Raw genomic sequence first — 18351 nt, 5'->3', positions numbered from 1 at the left:
ATGCCCCTCTCCATCCCCACGTTGCGTCACGGCGAGGTGACGGTGCGGCCGATCCGGGTGCGCGACGCCCGGGTGCTCGAACGCGAGCTCATGGCGAATCGCAGCTGGCTGCGCAAGTGGGAGGCGACCAGCCCGACCGGGCCGATCTCCTTCGACACGCGCGCCAGCATCCGCTCTCTGCTCGCCAACGCCCGGGATGGGGTGGGGCTGCCGTTCGCGATCGAGTCGCGCGGCGAGTTCGCCGGTCAGCTCAACGTCTCGTCGATCGCCTACGGCTCCTTGTCGTCGGCGACGATCGGCTACTGGGTGTCCGAGCGTTTCGCCGGGCGCGGACTCACGCCCACGGCGGTCGCGCTCGCGACGGACCACTGCTTCTTCGGCATGGGCCTGCACCGCATGGAGATCTGCATCCGCCCCGAGAATGCGCCGAGCCTGCGGGTGGTGCAGAAGCTGGGGTTCCGCTACGAGGGACTGCGTCGGCGCTACATCCACATCAACGGCGACTGGCGCGACCACTTCTGCTTCGCGTTGACGGTCGAGGATGTGCCGGCCGGCGTGCTCAACCGCTGGGTCGAGGGCCGCGCGCCGAGCGAGGACGCCGACATCCCCGAGGCGGACCGCATCAAGGCGCTGTCCGCTCCGCGACCGCGGCCCTGAGGTCCTTTCGCGGGCGAGGTCGCGGATGCTCGTCACCGTTGCGTCGGTGCGATCCGCCGCGACCGTGATGAGGCTCCGCAATGTCGGCTCGACGGGGGAACCGCGGATCCGGTCGTAGAACGCGCGGTCCGCGGCGCGCCACCGGGCGGAGCGCCCGCGCAACCGTATCTTGAGGGCCATGGATTTCGGTGGTGGTGCGGGCGTGATGCTGGCGCTCGCGGCCGTTCTGTGGATGGCCTATCTCGTTCCGGTGTGGTTCAAGCGTCGCGAGTATCTCGCCACGGAACGCAACGCGGTGCGACTGCAGCAGACGCTGCGCATCATGGCGGAGACCGCCGAGGTGCCGGCGGAGGTGCGTGCCGAGTCCAACGCGCGCAGCATCGCGGAGTACCAGAAGGTGCTCAAGCAGGAGGCGCAGAAGGCGGAGGCCGCCATGCGCGCCCGTAACGCGGCGGCGGCTCGAGCGGCCGCCGCGCGGCTCGCCACGACGCAGCCCCGGGTGGCCGCCGCGGTTACCGCGACGCGACTCGCGCAGCGACGCCTCCGCCGCACCCGTGCCTTCACCACGCTCGCGCTGCTCGCCTCCGTCGTCGCCTTCGTCGTGCAGGCCGGGCTCATGATCGGCACCGGCGTGGCCCCGGCGTCGTGGTTCGTGCTGCTGTTCTCTGCCTTCGTCGCGACGACGTCCTTCGCCCTGCTCGGCCGACTCGCGAGCGTGAGTCGTGCGCGCGCGGCGGCCCTCGCCGCCCCGCTCGAGGTCGCCGCTCCCGCCGCGCGTCGGCGCGTCTCGTCGAGCGCCGCTCCGGCCGTCGCGAGCGAGCAGGCCGAGGAGCCGGTCGCCCGCGAGTGGACCCCGGTGCCCGTGCCGAAACCGCTCTACCTCTCGCGTCGCACCGTCGCCTACGCCCCCATGGAGGATCCGACCGCCGATCTCCGTGCGGCCGCCCTCGCTCAGGTCGAGCGGATGCGCGCGGCCGAGCGGGCCGCCGGGGAGCGGGCGTTCGCGCTCGCCGAGCGCCCCGCCGCCACGCCCGCGACTGCGGCCGCCCCCGCCGCTGCCACCGCGCCGACACCGGAATCCGCACCGGCACCCGTCGTGCACCTCAAGCCGAGCCGCTGGGCGACGATGGGGCAGGTCGACACGGTCGGCACGCGCGCTCCGGACATCGACGCGGCCCTGCGCCGCCGCCGCGCCGCCGGCTGAGCGACGCCCACCGCCGCGCCGCCCCGCGGCCGGCTGGTGGCGGCTGCCGCTGCCGCTGCCCCGGCACCGAGCGCGGAATTCCGGCGCCCCTGCCGGTGTGTCGTGCTCAGCCCCCAGCGTGTCGCGCGGAGGATCCGCTCTCGCTGCTCCACCGGCCCACATCGCAGGCGTCCGCCGGGGACCGCCCGACGTGACCGAGGTCGGCAGGGCCGCGCCGGAGGTGGTAGGTTTTTCTCCGGACATGGGCCCATGGCGCAGTTGGTAGCGCGTCTCGTTCGCAATGAGAAGGTCGGGGGTTCGAATCCCCCTGGGTCCACCACGGAACGCCCGGCTTCGGCCGGGCGTTCGTCGTCGCCCGGGTGACCGGCGTGCCGCCGGAGCGTAGGATCGCGCCGGATGGCCGCTCACGAGGATTCGTCGGCCCGGGAGGATGATGGCGCTCGAGCACCCCGTCGACGTGCGTGCAGTCGCACGCCGATTCGGCCGCACCGCGGGCGTGAACGGGATCGATCTGACCGTCGCCCACGGCGAGATCCACGCACTCGTCGGACTCAATGGAGCCGGCAAGTCCACTCTGCTGCGTCTGATCCTCGGCATGCTGCGGCCCGAGGCCGGCTCCGTCCGGGTCGCCGGATCCGACGTGGCCAGAGGGGGGAGCTGGTCGCGCGTCGGACACCTCATCGATGCGCCTCTGGCCTATCCCGCGATGACGGTCCGGCAGAACCTCCGTGCCGTGGCGACCCTGCACGGCATACCCCGATCCCTCGCCGATGAGCGCATCGCCGGGCTGTCGACCGAATTCCGCCTGGACGAGTACCTCGACGTGCGCTTCGGGCGCTTGTCCCTCGGCAACCGCCAGCGCCTCGGACTGGCGGCGGCCCTCGTGCACGAGCCGGAGGTGATCGTGCTCGATGAACCGGGCAACGCCCTCGACCCGTCCGGCGTGATCCTGCTGCGCAACGCGCTCGCGAGCCGAGCCGCCCGAGGCAGCGCGGTGCTCGTCTCCAGCCACCACCTCGACGAGGTGGCCCGCATCGCGCATCGCATCACCGTGATCAACCGCGGCCGCGTGATCGGATCGCTCGCCCCGGACGCCGTGGACATCGAGCGCGCGTTCTTCTCGCTCGTCCTGGCGGATGAGGAGGCTTCGTCGTGACGCGCGCCCTGCTCCGCCGCGCTCTCGCCGTCGAGGGGATGAAGACGGCGACGGGTGCCGCTCCGCGCGGAGCGGCGCTGGCTCTCGTTCTCGGCACGCTCGCCCTGGCGGTGGGGATGACCGCGGCGGTGGCCGCGGGCAACACGCTCGTCACCGAACGTCTCGGCGCGCTCGGCGACCTGGAGGGCTGGTCCCGGCTGCTCGCGGTGGTGGCGCAGATCACCGCGGCCGCATCCGTTCTCGCCTTCGGAGTCGCACTCGCGTGGATCTTCGGGCGGGAGTTCACGGAGGGCACGATCACCGGCATGTTCGCGCTGCCCGTGCCCCGGTCGCTCTTCGCCGTCGCGAAGCTCGTCTGCTTCGTCGTGTGGGCCGTGGTCGCGGCGCTCCTCCTGGTCGCCGGCACCGTCGCGGTCGGGATCGCGTTCGGTTACGGCTCGCCGGGTGACGAGTGGCCCGCGGTCGGGCGGCAGCTCGCCATGACCTTCCTGTCGGCGTTGCTCGTGACGCCCGTGGCCTGGGTGACCACGGTGACACGCAGCCTCCTCGCCGGGGTGGCGAGCACGATCGCCATCATCGTGATCGCCCAGGTGTCGGTCATCGCCGGGATCGGTGGGTGGATGCCCTTCGCGGCGCCCGCGCTCTGGGCCCTGACACCGGATGACGTGACGCCCGGGCAGCTCGCGGCCGTGCTCCTGGTGCCGCTCGTGTCGGGTGTGGCGACGTCGGTCGCCTGGCGGAGGCTGCAGCTCGACCGCTGAGGGCGGACCGCGTTACGGCGCGTTTCCCCGCGACCGGCGGCGCGGAGCGCGCCCGGGTACCGTCGAAGACGATGAGCGCTGCGATCGAGAACCTCGGCACCGAGTCCCGCGTCTTCGACCCGCCCGCGGAGTTCACCGCGCGGGCGAACGTCGGCCCCGAGCAGTACGACGCGATGATCGCGGCGGCGGCGGCCGACCCGGTCGCGTGGTGGGAGCAGCAGGCGGCGCGGCTGGAGTGGGAGACGCCGTGGCACACGGCGCACTCGTGGCAGCCCGCGCAGCGACAGGCCGACGGGGAGTACAGCGTGCCGCACGCCGAGTGGTTCGCCGGCGGGCGGCTCAACGTCGCCGTCAACTGCGTCGACCGGCACGTGCGGGCCGGCCGCGGCGACAAGGTCGCGTTCCACTTCGAGGGGGAGCCGGGTGATCGAGCGACCGTCACCTACGCGGACCTGCAGCGGCGGGTGTCGCAGGCCGCGAACGCGCTCACCGCGCTCGGCGTCGGGAAGGGCGACCGCGTCGTCGTGTACCTGCCGGTACTCATCGAGACCGTCGTCATCACCCTCGCGATCGCGCGGATCGGCGCCATCCACTCGCTCGTGTTCGGCGGGTTCTCCGCCGAGGCGCTGCGCTTCCGCGTCGAAGACACCGGCGCGAAACTGCTCGTCACCTCCGACGGGCAGTTCCGCCGGGGCACCGCGGTGCCGGTGAAGGCGCAGGCGGATGCGGCGGTCGCCGGCAACGCGGCGGTCGAGCATGTGCTCGTGGTGCGGCGCACCGGCGACGCGACGCCGGACATCCCGTGGACGGAGGGGCGGGACGTGTGGTGGCACGACGTCGTCGACACGGCCTCCGAGGTGCACGACGCGGAGGCGTTCGACGCGGAGACGCCGCTGTTCATCATCTACACCTCGGGCACCACGGGGCGCCCGAAGGGCCTCGTGCACACCTCCGGCGGCTACCTCACGCAGGCGTCGTGGACCCACTGGGCGCTCTTCGACGCCAAGGACGACGACGTGTACTGGTGCACGGCGGACCTCGCCTGGGTCACCGCCCACACCTACGAGCTCTACGGCCCGCTCTCGAACGGCATCACGTCGGTCATCTTCGAGGGCACGCCGAACACCCCGCACCCCGGCCGGCACTTCGAGATCATCGAGCGCTACGGCGTCACGACGTACTACACGGCCCCGACGCTCATCCGCAGCCTCATGTCGTGGTTCCCCGACGGTCCGCCGGCGCAGTGGGACCTGTCGAGCATCCGCCTTCTCGGCACGGTGGGGGAGGCGATCAACCCGGAGGCCTGGGTGTGGTTCCGCCGGCACCTCGGCGCCGATCGGGCGCCGGTCGTCGACACGTGGTGGCAGTCCGAGACGGGTGCGGCGATCGCGGCCCCCGTGCCGGGAGTCACCCCGCTCAAGCCGGGCTCCGCGACGCGCGCCCTCCCCGGGGTCACCGTGCGGGTCGTCGACGACGCGGGAGAGGACGTGCCCGCCGGCTCCGGCGGCGCCCTCGTGATCGACGGCACCTGGCCGTCGATGGCGCGCACCGTGTGGGGCGACCCGGCGCGATACCGCGACGCGTACTGGACGCGGGTTCCGGGTTCGTACCTCGCGGGTGACGGGGCCCGCCTCGACGCGGACGGCGACCTGTGGCTGCTCGGGCGCATGGACGACGTGATCAACGTCTCCGGTCACCGCCTCTCGACGATCGAGATCGAGTCCGCCCTCGTCGCGCATCCGGATGTCGCCGAGGCCGGGGTGGTGGGAGCCGCGGATCCGACCACCGGCCAGGCCGTCGTGGCCTTCGTCGTGCCGAACCGGGGTGCGGACGGCGCGGACCCCACCGCCCGGTTGCGGGCGCACCTCGCCACGGCGATCGGGCCGATCGCGAAACCGCGCGAGGTGCACGTCGTGCCGGACCTGCCGAAGACCCGCTCCGGCAAGATCATGCGCCGGCTGCTCGTCGACCTCCTCGACGGACGGCCGCTCGGCGACGCGACGTCGCTGCAGGACGAGACCGTCCTCGAGCGCATCGCGGAGGCCCTGCGTCGTTGAGCGCCCTCAGTCGCCGTGCCCGCGGCGGTAGTAGGCCCGCGCCTTGCTGCGCGCTCCGCACATCTCCATCGAGCACCAGCGACGCCCGCCGTTCCGGCTGACGTCGACGAAGAGCCACCCGCACGACGGACACGCCCGCAACCGCGTGAGCCGCTCGCTCTCGAAGAGCGCCATCGCCGCGCTCGCGGCACGGGCGGCGAGGGACGCACCCGACTCGATCTCCGGCCAGGCCCGGTGCAGGCGACCGTCGGTCGCCTGCACCCCGATCACCCGCAGGCCGGTCGCGTGGGCGCGGGCGAGCGCGGCGAGGTCGCCGGATGCGGGGACCGTGCCGTCGAGGAACGCACGGGCGATGCGGTGGATCGTCTCGCGGAGCTCCCGGAGCGCGTCGAGGCCGGCGTCGTCCAGCTGCCCGGCCGTCCACCCCATCGACTCGGTCCAGGTGGCGGCGCTACGCGCATCCGCGAACCAGTCGACCCGCGGATGCGGTCGCTCGTTGACCGAGTTGGCGAACTCGAGCGCGACGTCGTTCGCAACGTGGTCGAGGGATCCCATGCGGCGACAATATCACCACTGAATCGCACTTGACCGGTGAGAATCGCCGGAGCAGGATGATCGCATGACGAGCGACGCGCCCCGCCCGGACCGCGGCTTCGGTGCCCTGTGGATCGCGGCCGGCACGGCCAACCTGGGCGACGGGGTCGTGCTCGTCGCCTTGCCGCTCATCGCCCTGCTCATCGGGTCATCGCCGGCGGAGGTCGCCGCGATCACGGTGATCGCCACCGCGGCGTGGCCCGTGCTCGGCCTGCACGCGGGGTGGATCGTCGACCGGGTGCCTCGACGTGGGCTGCTCGTGACGGTCAATGCGGCGCGGGCGGCGGTGTTCGGCGCGGTCGGTGCTGCGGCGCTCGCGGACGCGCTGTCGTTCCCGCTGCTCGCCGTTGCGGCGGCGGTGTTCGGGGTCACGGAGACGCTCGCCGACACGGCGCTCGTGGCGGCAGTTCCCGAACTCGTCGTTCCGCAACGGCTCACGGTGGCGAACGCACGACTGGAGGCGACCACGAACATCGCCAACCAGCTCGCCGGACCGCCCCTCGCCGGCGTGCTCGTCGCCGTCGGCGCGTCCGCGGCCCTCGCCACCGGGGGTGCGCTCTATGCCGCTGCGGCCGCCTCCCTCGCCATGCTCGGCCGTGCCGGCGTGCGGTCGACCGCTCCTCGTGCCCCGCAACCACGCACGGGTGTGCTCGCGGGTCTCCGCTACCTGTGGCGGCACGACCTGCAGCGTCCGCTCACCTTGCTCACCGCCTCGATGAACCTCGTATGGGGCGCCTGGACGGCCGTGTTCGTGCTCGCCGCGGTCGCCCCCGGGCCGCTCGCGCTGTCGAGCACCGCGTACGGACTCGTGCTCGCCGCGATGGCGGTCGGCGGCGTCCTCGCGTCGACGGTGGTGGGTCGGGTGCAGCGCCGCCTCGGCACGGCCCTCGTGCTCCTGCTCGATTGCGTCGGCACCGTGCTGCTCGTGCTCCCGGTCGCCCTCGGCGCCCCGGTCTGGGTCGTGGTGGCCGGCCTCGTGGTCGCGGGCGCCGGAGCGAGTGTGTGGCGGGTGCTCGTCGCGACGATCCGACAGCGCACGACGCCGTCGGAGCTGCTCGGCCGGGTCTACGCCGCCTCTCGGGTGCTCAGCTGGGGCGCGGTGCCGGTCGGCGCCGCGCTAGCCGGAGCGGCGACGGAGCTGGTCGGGCTCCCGGCGGCGTTCCTCGGCGCCGCGGTGCTCGCGTGCCTCAATGTCGTCGCCTTCCCGGTTCTCTGGCTCCGCCTCGCGCGATACGACCGGGACATGGGGGGAGAGGATGTAGCCGAGTTCGCCAATAGCAGAAATCGTTCCTCCGCGTCAAGGGCCTGACGTCCCGCCGCCGAGTTCGCCATACTCGGATTCGTAAGTGCAGAACCAACGTCAGGGAGGGACCATGGTGGGGCAGGAACAACGTCGTATCACTAAGGCTTCGGACATCGGCATCCTGCCTTTCGCTCCGAACCACTGGAGGATCGTCGACAAGCGATCCACCCGCGGAGGCATGGACGCGCTCATCGGGTTTCTGACCCGCCGCGGCGACGTCTACGAAGTGGCGCGGATCGGTCAGCCGCACGTGCGCTCGTACTGCGCGGACCCGTCGCGGGTCACCGAGCTGCTGCTGCGTCCGCACACCTTCATGCCGCCGATCTCGATGCCGCTGCCCGATGTCGACCGCAGCGTCGTCGAGGTCGATGCCGAGCTCGACGCGGAGCTCGAAGCCGTGAGCGCCCCGGCGCTCGTCGAAGCCGCCTGAGCAGCTTCGGTACGACCCGTCGCGACGGACCCCATGGGTCCGTCGCGACGGTCGTTTAAAGGAGCCGCGACGGTGGTCTTGGAGAGCGGTCGGGGACTTTCCTGAGAGCTTCGCGGGACCTTGGTCACCTCGTCCGGAATTTCGGCCATGGTATTGGCATGCACCAGACCCTCCATCAGCCGACCGTCCGCACCGTGGCGAACTGGCGGATGGCCGACGACGACTTCTGGACCGCGTGCGTCCAGGAGCACTTCGCCGGATACGTCGAGCGCAAGGATGGCCGCTACTACGCGAGCAGCGCCTTCGGCGACTACCTCGGCGAATACGCGACGCTCGACGCGGCGCAGCGCCGCGTGGTGCAGTACGTCGAACGGCTCACCGCCGTCTGACCGAGGCCGCGCGGAACTCGGACGCGGCTGTCCGCTGCGTCGGCTACACTCCCGAATCGCAGGGCCGGCTGCTTCGAGAGGAGCACCCGCGTGGCCATGCAGCACGATCGTCAAGACGGCGTCGACGCCCGCCGTCGCGCCGAGCGCGATCACATCCCGGAGTGGCATCCGCTGCTCTCCGCCGTCGAGACCGAGCCGGGCGTCTGGCGCATGGTCACCCCGCAGGGGCGGCCGTACGCGATCGTGCGTGCGATCGAGCTGGGCGGCGAGCGCGGCTACCGCGCCGTGACCTGGGCCGAATCGAGTGCCGACCGTCGCCTCATCGGCTACTACCGCACGCTGCGGGCGGCGACGAAGGCCGCCCACGACGTGCTCATCGAATCCCACCGCCGCATCGGCATGACGGGCACACCGCGCCGAGGTCGCTGAACCTCACACGCGCTCGGTCGCCGCGCCTCACAAGCGCTCGATCGCCGGCCCGAGCAGCAACGCCGTCGGCACGACGAGCAGCGCGAGGGCGGTGACGAGCACGCCGGCGCGGGCGGGAGCGCCGAGCGCCGGGGTGCGGATGAGCAGCCGGCGCACACGATCGCGCACCTGATCGGGCGAGGCGACCTCGGCCCAGCGCGCTCGCGGCGCCACGGCGACCTCCGACGGTTCGGCCGTCACCGCATCCGGCCCTCCGGCGACGAGCGCGATGGCGGTCGCGAGGGTCTCGTCGTCGACGTGGCGGCGCGCCCGGTCGTCCGCGAGCATCTCGACGAGGGCGCCCACCTCACGCTGCGCGCGGTTGGCGATGGGGAACCACGGCAGCGACGCGTGCCAGGCTCGGAAGGCGACGAGCACGACGTCGTGCCGCTGGGCGACGTGGGCGCGCTCGTGCTCGACGACGGCCTGCAGCTCGCGTTCGCCGAGCAGCCGAAGCAGGCCGGCGGAGAACACCGTCACCGAGTGGGCGCCGCTCGGCAGGCAGTAAGCGACCGGCACCGCGTTGTCGAGCACGCGGGTGTTCGGCCGGTCGGGCATCGGGGTGCTCAGCAGCTGCACGAGGTTGGCGTGCCGACGGCGCTGGCGCTCGGTGCGCACGATCGTGAGCGCGAGGTTGAGCAACAGGTGGCCGCCGAGCAGGGCGGCGCCGCACAGGGCGAAGAGGTGAGGGAGATCGGCCGCGTGCAGCGGCCGGTTCTCGACGACCGAATCGACGAGTCCGAGGCCCGCATCGACGAGGTCGGCGCCGAACGGGGCGAGGCCGAAGGTGAGCAGCGCGCCGATCATCGACAGGCCCCCCGCGAGCGCGACGGCCTGCCAGAGCACGAGCGCCGTGGCGGGAGCCCGCCGGGTCCAGCGGGCCCGCTCGAGCAGGATCGGCACCGGCCAGGCGAGGGCCAGCGCGAGCGCCGCGAGGGCGAGGGCGGCCCCGATCATGTCGGTCAGTCGCGCGGACGGTCGAGCAGGCGCCGCAACATGTCGGCGTCGTCCGGGCTCACCTGCCCCACGAAGCGTTCGAGTACGGCCGTGCGATCCGCCGCGCCCCCGAGCACCTCGTGCATGAGCTCGGCCATGTGATCGGCGCGCGACGAGGCGGCCCGGTAGACGTGCGGGCGGCTCGCGCGATCGCGGGCGACGAAGCCCTTGTGCTCGAGGCGGGAGAGCACGGTGAGCACGGTCGTGGCGGCGAGCCGCTTGCCCGCTTCGCCGCCGTCCGCGGCGAGTCGATCGCGCAGGTCGTAGGCGGAGAGCCGGTCGCCGGTGTCCCAGAGGATGTCCATGATGCCGCGTTCCAGGTCGCCGAGCGTCGCCATCGCAGCCTCCTCCCGCATCCGTGCGCCGTCAGCATAACACTTGTTCTACGCCACGTAGAAATAGTGCCGCAGATGTTCTACGCTGGTGTAGAAATCAGTTCTACGGCTCGTAGAAAAAGGAAGGCGGCATCCGTGGACCCGCTCGAGATCGCGCGCTGGCAGTTCGGGATCACCACCGTGTACCACTTCTGGATGGTGCCGCTCACCCTCGGACTCGGCCCGCTCGTGGCGATCATGCAGACCCTCTGGGTGCGCACCGGCGACGAGCGCTGGCTGCGCATGACGAAGTTCTGGGGAAAGCTCTACCTGATCAACTTCATCATGGGTGTCGCCACCGGCATCGTGCAGGAGTTCCAGTTCGGGATGGCGTGGAGCGAGTACTCCCGCTTCGTCGGTGACGTGTTCGGCGCCCCGCTCGCGATGGAGGGCCTGCTCGCGTTCTTCTTCGAGTCCACGTTCCTCGGCCTGTGGATCTTCGGCTGGGACCGTCTGCCCAAGAAGCTGCACCTGGCGACCCTGTGGATCGCCGTCGCCGGCTCGGTGGTCTCGGCGTACTTCATCATCGTCGCGAACTCGTGGATGCAGCATCCCGTGGGCGTCGACCTCGTCGACGGGCGACCGGTGATGACCGACATCTGGGCGGTGCTGACCAACAACACCGCGATCGCCGCCTTCACCCACACGATCTTCGGCGCCCTCGGCGTCGGCGCCGGCTTCGCCCTCGGCATCGCGTGGTACCAGCTGTGGCGCCGCCGCCGCGATGGACTCGACTCCGTCGACACCGACGGTCGCGTCATCGTCGGCGCGTCCGCGACGGAGCCCGCGCGGGATCGGGCCGACCACGCGGTGTGGCTGCGCTCGCTGCGCATCGCGGCCGCGGTGGCGGTCGTCGCCTTCGGCGGCGTCGCGCTCACCGGCGACCTGCAGGCCAAGCTCATGTTCGATCAGCAGCCGATGAAGATGGCCGCCGCCGAGGCGGCGTGCAAGACCGGCACGAGCTTCTCGGTGTTCGCGGTCGGCAACCTCGGCTCCCGCGACTGCTCCGACGTCGTGAGCGTCATCGAGGTGCCCGGGCTGCTCTCCTTCCTCGCACACGGCGACGTCGACACCGAGATCGAGGGCGTCAGCGATCTGCTCCCCGAATACCAGGAGAAGTACGGCGAGACCCTGCCCGACGACCCGATGTACGGCGAGCGCGCCGGGCAGCCCGTCCAGTACGTGCCGCTCATGGAGGTCACCTACTGGGGCTTCCGGCTCATGATCGGATTCGGCGCTCTCGCCGCTTTCGCGGCGGCGGTCGCGCTGTGGCTGACCCGCAAGGGCACCGTGCCGGAGTCGAAGTGGATCATGCGCCTCGCCGTGCTCGGCATCCTCGCGCCCTTCGCGGCCAACACCGCCGGATGGGTCTTCACCGAGATGGGCCGCCAGCCCTTCGTCGTGGTGCCCAACCCGAACCCGAGCGGCACCGACGGCGTGTTCATGTTCACCGCCGCCGCGGTGTCTCCCGGAGTGACGGCGGGGGAGCTGCTGTTCTCCCTCATCTCGCTCGCGCTCGTCTACGGCGCCCTCGCCGTCGTCGAGGTGACCCTGCTCGTCCGGTTCGTGCGCGCCGGGGTGCGCGCCGCGATGCCGGACGCCGGCATCCGCCCGCGCCGAGATGAGCCCACCGACCCGGACGCGGAGCGTCGCGACGACGTGCTCGCCTTCGCCTACTGACCGGCATCCGGAAGGGACCGTCATGGATGTGCTGCCCACCGTCTGGTTCGTGCTCATCGCCGTGCTCTGGGCGGGCTACCTGCTGCTCGAGGGGTTCGATCTCGGCGTCGGCATGCACCTGCTGTTCTCCACCCGCGACGACCGTCGTCGCCGCGTGATGCTCAACACCATCGGACCCGTCTGGGACGGCAACGAGGTGTGGCTGCTCACCGCGGTCGGCGCCACCTTCGCCGCGTTCCCGCTCTGGTACGCGTCGCTGCTCTCGGCCCTGTACCTGCCGCTCGTGTTCGTGCTGCTCGCCCTCATCCTGCGCGCGGTGTCGATCGAGTACCGCGGCAAGGGCCGCACGGCGCGGTGGACCCGCTGGTGGGATCGGGCCCTCGGTCTCGGCTCGCTCGTCGCCGCGTTCGGCGTCGGCGCCCTGCTCGCCATCACGACGGTCGGGTTGCCGCTCAACGAGAACGGCGACCGTGTCGGGGGGCCGTTCGCGTGGTTCGGCTGGCCCGCCGTGCTCGGCGGACTCGCGGTCGTCGGGTTCTGCCTCGCCCACGCCGCGGCGTTCCTCGCGCTCAAGACCGAGGGCGGCGTGCGCGAGAGCGCGGGACGGTTCGCCGCCCGGTGGATGCCCGTGGCGCTCGTGCCGCTGATCGGCTGGGTGCTCGTCGTCCAGCTGCGCGACGGGTCGATCGTGAGCTGGTGCCTCGCCGCCCTCGCCGTCGTCGCGGGCGGGGTCGCGTGGACCGCCGCGCGCCGCCGCCGCGAGGGCGTCGCGTTCGCGGGCATGGCGGCGCTGCTGCTCGCCGGCGTCGCGGCGATCTTCACCGCCGTGTATCCGGTGGTGCTGCCGTCGACCCTCGATCGCGCGTGGGATCTCACGGTGTCGAACGCGTCGAGCGGCGACTACGCGCTCGGCGTCATGAGCGTCGTCGCCGCGTTCGGCGTGCCGCTCGTGCTCGCCTACCAGGGGTGGACGTACTGGGTGTTCCGCCGCCGGATCGGCGAGCGGCACATCCCCGAGCACCACCCGGTGCACTGATGCCGCGCATCCCGGCTCGGCTCGCCGAGCGGCTCGCACGTCTCGGGCCGATCGACCCGCGCGCGCTCTACCTGCTCGGCGTGCTCGCGGCGGTGCGGGCGGTCGCACTCGTCGTGCTCGCCGAGGCGCTCGCCCGCGGGGTCGTCGCCGTCATCGACGGCGGCGACGGATGGCGCGGCGCGGTGATCGCGGGCCTCTGCGCCGCGGTGGCCCGCGCCGGTGCCGCGTGGCTCGGCGAGGTGGTCGCGGCCCGAGCGGCGATCGCCGCGAAGTCGCGCGTGCGGCGCGCGCTCGTGCTCCGGTACCTCGCCGGGGGTGTCGACTCCCGCGTGGGATCCGCCGCGCAGCTCGCGTCGTCGGGGCTCGACGACCTCGACGCGTTCGCCCGCCGGGTGCTGCCGGCGGTCACGGGAGCCGCCGTCGTCCCGGTGGTCGTCGGTCTGCGCATCCTCGCCGCCGACTGGGTGAGCGCCCTCATCGTCGTGCTCACGGTGCCGCTCGTGCCGGTGTTCATGGCGCTCGTCGGGCTGCACACGCGGGACCGCTCGGCCGAGTCCGTCGCCGCCCTCGCGCGGCTCTCCGACCACCTCGTCGAGCTCGCCCGCGGGCTGCCGGTGCTCGTCGGGCTCGGGCGCGTCGACGAGCAGGCGGCGGCCCTCGACCGGATCTCCGAGGAGCACCGGCGCACGACGCTCGCGACCCTGCGCCTCGCGTTCCTCTCCTCCCTCGTGCTCGAACTCATCTCCACGATCTCGGTCGCCGTCGTCGCGGTGTTCGTCGGCGTGCGCCTCGTGCACGGCGAGCTGCCGCTCGAGATCGGCCTGCTCGTGCTCGTGCTCGCCCCCGAGTGCTTCACCCCGTTCCGCGACCTCGGCACCGCGTTCCACGCCGCCCAGTCCGGCGCCGTCGCGCTCGACCGGGCACGGGAACTGACGAGCCGCGGCGCGGATGCCCGCACCGAGCGGATCGCGAGGGGCGCGGCCGACGGCGCTGTCGTGCGCGCACGCGACCTCACCGTCGCGTACCCGGAGCGCGGCGTCGTGCTCGCCGGGTTCGACCTCGAGGTGCGGTCGGGGGAGACGGTCGTCGTCGAGGGACCCTCCGGCGCGGGCAAGAGCACCCTGCTCGGCGCGATCACCGGCACACTCGACCGCGCCGCACGCGTCGGGGGTGCCCTCGAAGTGCCGACCGCGATCGCCTGGGTTCCCCAGCATCCGCACACCGTCGACGACACGGTGCTCCGCGAGCTGCGCCGCTACGCGCCGGGCGTCGACGACCCCGAGTTGCGCGCCGTGCTCGGGCGGCTCGGGCTCCACGAACCCGCCGCTGACCCCGCGCGCCTCAGCCCCGGGGAGCTGCGCCGCCTCGCGGTGGCGCGCGGCGTCGCGCGCGTGGCCGACGGCGCGCAGCTGCTCGTGCTCGACGAGCCCACCGCGCACCTCGACGCCCACAGCGCGCGGCTCGTGGTCGACGAGCTCGCGCGCGTCCGCGGACGCGTCGCCGTGCTCATCGCGACCCACGAGCACGAGGTCGCCGCTGTCGCCGACCGCCGGGTGACGCTCGGTCGCGGTGTACTGCGCGAGGCGCGCGTCGAGCAGGCACCCGAGGCCCCGACCATCCCGGCGCCCGACGCGCCCGCATCCGGTGCCGAGGCGTCGCCGGTGCGCGTGCTGATCGCGTTCCTGCGTCCCGCGCTCGGGCGCTACGCGGCGGCGATCGTGCTCGGCACGCTCGCCGCGCTGTTCGCCGCGGCCCTCACCGCCGTGTCGGGGTGGCTCATCGTGCGGGCGTCGCAGCAGCCGCCGATCATGTACCTCATGGTCGCCATCGTCGGCGTGCGGTTCTTCGGCGTCGGACGTGCCGCGCTGCGCTACGCCGAGCGGCTCGTCACGCACGACGCGATCTTCCGCTCGCTCGGCAGCTGGCGTGCCCGCTTGTGGACGGCGCTCGCGCGACGTGGCGGCTCCTCCCGCGCGCTGCTGCGCGGCGGCACCGCGCTCGACCACCTCGTGGTCACCGCGGACCGGGTGCGCGACCTCGTGCCGCGCGTGCTGCTGCCCGTCGCCGTGGGTGTCGCGGTGGTCGCCGCGGCGCTCGTCACGGTCGCCCTGCTGCACGCGCCCGCCCTGCCCGTGTTCGCTGCGGCGCTCGCCGTCGCGCTCGTGCTCGCGCCGCTCGTGACGCTCGTCGCCGATTCCGCCGCATCCGCCGGCGCGGGCCGGTTCTCGTCGGCCCTGACGCGGCGGATGGCGGCGGCGCTTCCCGCGGCGGCGGAGCTGCGGGCGAACGGGGCGGCCGACCGGGCGTCCGCGGAACTTCTCGAGCTCGACGCGCGCGCCGGCGATACCGTGCGGCGCTCGGCGCTCGCTGCCGGGCTCGGATCCGCCGTCGTCGTGCTCGCGTGCACCGCGGCATCCGTGCTCGTGCTGCCGGCGACGGTCGCGGGGATCGCCGCGGGCACGCTGCCGACCGAGATCGTCGCCGTGCTCGCCCTGCTGCCGCTCGGACTCATCGATCCGCTGCTCGCGGTGGTGGACGCCGTGCAGCACGCGCCGGCGCTCGCCGCGGCGCTGCGCCGCACGGGGGAGCTCGCCGATCCCGTGGACCCGGCGCCGCGTGCCACGGACACCGGGCCGTCGCGCGTGGAGGAGCTGCGGATCGACGGCGTGACCGCGCGCTGGCCCGGAGCCGCCGTGCCGGTCGTCGAGGGGGTGGATGCCGTCGTGCAACGCGGGGAGTGGCTCGCGATCGAGGGACCGTCCGGGGCGGGCAAGAGCACGCTGCTCTCGGTGCTCGTGGGACAGCTCCCGGCGGAGCGCGGCCATGTGCTGCTCGACGGCGTGGACGTCGCGGGGCTCGACGCGACCTCGCTCGCGCGGCGCATGGTGTGGTGCCCTCAGGAGGGGCACCTGTTCGACTCGACGGTGCGCGCCAACCTGCTGCTCGCCCGCCCGCGCGACGACGCGCCGCGCGACGGGGAGCTGTGGGCGGCGCTCGACGCGGTCGGGCTCGCCGACGCGCTGCGGGCCCATCCGGCCGGGCTGGATGCGCGGCTCGGTTCGGAGGGCGCCGGGCTCTCGGGCGGTCAGCGGCAGCGGCTCGCGATCGCCCGCACCCTGCTCTCGCGCGCGGACGTCGTGCTGCTCGACGAACCGACGGCCCATCTCGACGCGGCGACGGCCGGTGAGCTCATGCGCCGCCTGCGGGTCGCGCTCGCCGACCGCATCGTCGTGCTCGTCACCCACCACCCCGACGACATGGCACCCGGCGACCTACGTCTGGCCCTCGGTCGCGCGGCGGTCGCAGCGGGCTGAGCCCCCCCCCGGGCGCCGTGCAGCGAGAGCGGATCTCCGACGCGACACGCCGGACGTCGGAACCGACACGCCGCCGGCCGCCGGCCGCATCCGCGCTCAGTGCACGACGGCCGACGGGGGGAACGGTCGAGCTCCGTGGTGGTTGCCTTCGACAGGCTCAGGGAACGGACTCGAGAGGCTCAGGGACCGGTGCCGACAGCCTCCGGGGCCGAGCCGGCGGGTACGCTGAGCGGATGCCGCAGCTCGTCGTCGACCCGAACACGGTGTTGCGCATCCGCCGGGCCCTCGATCGCGCGGCACCGCCGCCCGCGACGGTCGACGAACGCGGCTGGCGCGACCGGCGCGACGAGCTGCTCGACGTCTTCGAGGCGGGTCGGACGGCGGAGGTCGACGATGCCGCGCTGCGCCGCGTGATCGACCTGCTGTCGGAGGCGGCCTCGGATCCGCGGGCACGGCTCTCCGAGGCGGAGTGGCGTCGTCAGGTCGACGAGCTCGTTCCGGAGCTGCTCGCGCTCAGCCGCTCCTGAGCGGCGTCAGTCCCCGGATGCGGTGAGCGCGCGGGCGAGCGCGTCGATGCCGTAGTCGAAGGCGGCGTCCAGGTCGCCGCCGAGGCGGAAGGAGCCACCGAGCTCCATGCCGAGGAACCCGTTGGCCCATGCCGTGACCGTGCGCGCGGCATCAAGTGCCCGCTCCGGCCCGGCGAGCTCACCCGCGACCTCGATGAGCGGCGCGCTCGCCACGGCGAGCGACTCGGGGCGCGAGCCGCTCGTGCCGGGCGGGGGAGTGAACACGAGGTGGAACGCCGCCGGGTGCGCGTGCGCGAACTCGCGTAGCGCGACCGCGAGCGCTCGCAGCCGTCCGCGCGCATCCGGCTCGGCCTCCGCGACCGCGCGCAAGCGGGCGCCGAGATCCCTGACGCTCGCCTCGGCGATGAGGTCCATGAGCTCCTCGCGGTTGCGCACACGCTTGTAGAGCGAGGGTGCGCGCACGCCGACGCGGTCGGCGACCGCTTGCATCGTGAGCCGGGCGGGCCCGTCGGACTCGAGCAGGTCGCGTCCGGCGGCCACGATGTCGGCGAGCGAGGTGCGGTCGGGGGTCGGCATGCTCCAAGTATAGCTATTGACATTAGCCATCATGGCTAACTACGTTAGCCATGACTCGACGGAAGGTCCCCCATGCAACTCGCCCCGCACCTCCACCGCATCGGCAACGACATCGTCGCCGCCTACCTCGTCGACACGGCCGAGGGCGTCACGGTGATCGACGCCGGACTGCCCGGACACTGGCGCGACCTGCTCGCCGAGCTCCGCGACATGGGCCGAGCGATCGAGGACGTGCGCGGCGTCGTGCTGACGCACGGCGACTCCGACCACCTCGGCTTCGCCGAGCGGCTGCGGCGCGAGCACGGCGTGCCCGTGTTCGTGCACTCGGCGGATGCGGCGCGGGCTCGGGGCGGCGCCAAGCCCTCGGCGAGCGCCGGCGGCTTCCGCCCGCTGCCGACCCTGCAGTTCCTCGCCTACAGCCTGAGCAAGGGCGGCGCGCGCACCGCCCACCTCACCGAGGTGGTCGAACTGCAGGGAGGGGAGACGCTCGACCTTCCGGGCAGCCCGCACATCATCGAACTGCCCGGGCACTCGCCGGGCAGCATCGCCGTGCACGTGCCCGCCGTCGGCGCGGTGTTCGTCGGCGACGGACTCACCACGCGCCACGTGCTCACCGGTCGCCCCGGTCCGCAGGCCGCGCCGTTCACCGACGACCCCGAGCAGGCGATCGCATCCCTCACGCGTCTCGAGGGACTGGGCGCCCGGTGGGTGCTGCCCGGACACGGAGCCCCGTGGTCGGGAGGGGTGGAGGAAGCGGTGCGCCTCATCCGCGCCGACCGGGCGGCCCGTGCCGACTGACCCTGGTCGCCGCGCCTGCGCGGTGGTTGAC

General features: G+C 73.2%; 18 protein-coding genes and 1 tRNA gene. 15 read left to right on the top strand and 4 right to left on the bottom strand.

Features of this window, described 5'->3' with window-relative positions; all coding sequences use genetic code 11:
- The 6 genes from CLV46_RS12310 to acs all read left to right on the top strand — a co-directional run bounded on the left by CLV46_RS12310 (position 1) and on the right by acs (position 5835).
- Entirely contained in the window at positions 1-657 is a 657-nt protein-coding gene (locus CLV46_RS12310; protein ID WP_100365043.1) for a GNAT family N-acetyltransferase, read from the top strand.
- A 178-nt stretch (positions 658-835) separates the two neighbouring features.
- Positions 836-1861 carry a hypothetical protein gene (locus CLV46_RS12305; protein WP_100365042.1) on the top strand — a complete coding sequence of 342 codons (1026 nt, stop codon included), beginning with the start codon at positions 836-838 and terminating at the stop codon, positions 1859-1861.
- 243 nt (positions 1862-2104) lie between these two features.
- Positions 2105-2180: transfer RNA gene (locus CLV46_RS12300), tRNA-Ala, on the top strand.
- 114 nt (positions 2181-2294) lie between these two features.
- Positions 2295-3017 carry an ABC transporter ATP-binding protein gene (locus CLV46_RS12295; RefSeq protein ID WP_211282193.1) on the top strand — a complete coding sequence of 241 codons (723 nt, stop codon included), beginning with the start codon at positions 2295-2297 and terminating at the stop codon, positions 3015-3017.
- Entirely contained in the window at positions 3014-3778 is a 765-nt protein-coding gene (locus tag CLV46_RS12290; protein WP_100365040.1) for an ABC transporter permease, read from the top strand. Before CLV46_RS12295 ends, CLV46_RS12290 begins: the two co-directional genes overlap by 4 nt.
- A gap of 71 nt (positions 3779-3849) precedes the next feature.
- Positions 3850-5835 (top strand): acetate--CoA ligase, encoded by a 1986-nt coding sequence (gene acs / locus CLV46_RS12285; protein WP_100365039.1) that lies wholly within the window; start codon positions 3850-3852, stop codon positions 5833-5835.
- 6 nt (positions 5836-5841) lie between these two features.
- Here the strand turns inward: acs and CLV46_RS12280 are convergent, their stop codons facing one another.
- Positions 5842-6390: a CGNR zinc finger domain-containing protein gene (locus CLV46_RS12280; protein ID WP_100365038.1), complete on the bottom strand. Its 549-nt coding sequence runs from the start codon at positions 6388-6390 to the stop codon at positions 5842-5844.
- 64 nt (positions 6391-6454) lie between these two features.
- Here CLV46_RS12280 and CLV46_RS12275 point away from each other — a divergent pair, with 64 nt between their 5' ends.
- The 4 genes from CLV46_RS12275 to CLV46_RS12260 all read left to right on the top strand — a co-directional run bounded on the left by CLV46_RS12275 (position 6455) and on the right by CLV46_RS12260 (position 8980).
- The gene (locus tag CLV46_RS12275; RefSeq protein WP_100365037.1) at positions 6455-7738 is read left to right on the top strand and encodes an MFS transporter; all 1284 of its coding nucleotides are present in this window, start codon (positions 6455-6457) and stop codon (positions 7736-7738) included.
- 172 nt (positions 7739-7910) lie between these two features.
- Positions 7911-8162 carry a hypothetical protein gene (locus tag CLV46_RS12270; protein ID WP_100365036.1) on the top strand — a complete coding sequence of 84 codons (252 nt, stop codon included), beginning with the start codon at positions 7911-7913 and terminating at the stop codon, positions 8160-8162.
- A 158-nt stretch (positions 8163-8320) separates the two neighbouring features.
- Positions 8321-8551, top strand: a complete 231-nt coding sequence (locus tag CLV46_RS12265) for a hypothetical protein (RefSeq protein WP_100365035.1) — start codon at positions 8321-8323, stop codon at positions 8549-8551.
- 90 nt (positions 8552-8641) lie between these two features.
- Positions 8642-8980, top strand: a complete 339-nt coding sequence (locus tag CLV46_RS12260; protein WP_100365034.1) for a hypothetical protein — start codon at positions 8642-8644, stop codon at positions 8978-8980.
- Positions 8981-9007: 27 nt separating this feature from the next.
- Here CLV46_RS12260 and CLV46_RS12255 read toward each other — a convergent pair whose 3' ends face one another.
- Complete coding sequence (locus CLV46_RS12255) at positions 9008-9976, bottom strand: M56 family metallopeptidase (protein WP_100365033.1); 969 nt, start codon at positions 9974-9976, stop codon at positions 9008-9010.
- Positions 9977-9981: 5 nt separating this feature from the next.
- The gene (locus CLV46_RS12250) at positions 9982-10353 is read right to left on the bottom strand and encodes a BlaI/MecI/CopY family transcriptional regulator (RefSeq protein WP_100365032.1); all 372 of its coding nucleotides are present in this window, start codon (positions 10351-10353) and stop codon (positions 9982-9984) included.
- Positions 10354-10485: 132 nt separating this feature from the next.
- On the opposite strand from CLV46_RS12250, the gene CLV46_RS12245 reads away from it, so the two are divergent.
- The 4 genes from CLV46_RS12245 to CLV46_RS12230 all read left to right on the top strand — a co-directional run bounded on the left by CLV46_RS12245 (position 10486) and on the right by CLV46_RS12230 (position 16946).
- A complete protein-coding gene (locus CLV46_RS12245; RefSeq protein ID WP_100365031.1) occupies positions 10486-12069 on the top strand; it encodes a cytochrome ubiquinol oxidase subunit I in 1584 nt (527 codons plus the stop codon).
- A 22-nt stretch (positions 12070-12091) separates the two neighbouring features.
- Complete coding sequence (gene cydB, locus CLV46_RS12240; RefSeq protein ID WP_100365030.1) at positions 12092-13105, top strand: cytochrome d ubiquinol oxidase subunit II; 1014 nt, start codon at positions 12092-12094, stop codon at positions 13103-13105.
- Positions 13105-16419, top strand: coding sequence for a thiol reductant ABC exporter subunit CydC (gene cydC, locus CLV46_RS12235; RefSeq protein ID WP_100365029.1), 3315 nt, complete (start codon positions 13105-13107; stop codon positions 16417-16419). The genes cydB and cydC overlap by 1 nt, the downstream gene beginning before the upstream one ends.
- 233 nt (positions 16420-16652) lie before the next feature.
- On the top strand, positions 16653-16946 hold the full coding sequence (locus tag CLV46_RS12230) for a hypothetical protein (RefSeq protein WP_100365028.1): 294 nt from the start codon (positions 16653-16655) through the stop codon (positions 16944-16946).
- A 6-nt stretch (positions 16947-16952) separates the two neighbouring features.
- Here CLV46_RS12230 and CLV46_RS12225 read toward each other — a convergent pair whose 3' ends face one another.
- Entirely contained in the window at positions 16953-17522 is a 570-nt protein-coding gene (locus CLV46_RS12225; protein ID WP_100365027.1) for a TetR/AcrR family transcriptional regulator, read from the bottom strand.
- A 72-nt stretch (positions 17523-17594) separates the two neighbouring features.
- Between CLV46_RS12225 and CLV46_RS12220 the strand changes: the two genes are divergently transcribed.
- Positions 17595-18320 carry an MBL fold metallo-hydrolase gene (locus CLV46_RS12220; RefSeq protein WP_100365026.1) on the top strand — a complete coding sequence of 242 codons (726 nt, stop codon included), beginning with the start codon at positions 17595-17597 and terminating at the stop codon, positions 18318-18320.
- The last annotated feature ends 31 nt before the right edge of the window (positions 18321-18351 follow it).

Origin of the sequence: Diaminobutyricimonas aerilata (genome assembly GCF_002797715.1) — a bacterium.
GTDB lineage: Bacteria > Actinomycetota > Actinomycetes > Actinomycetales > Microbacteriaceae > Diaminobutyricimonas > Diaminobutyricimonas aerilata.
This window is presented reverse-complemented; position numbering and strand designations above follow the sequence as displayed.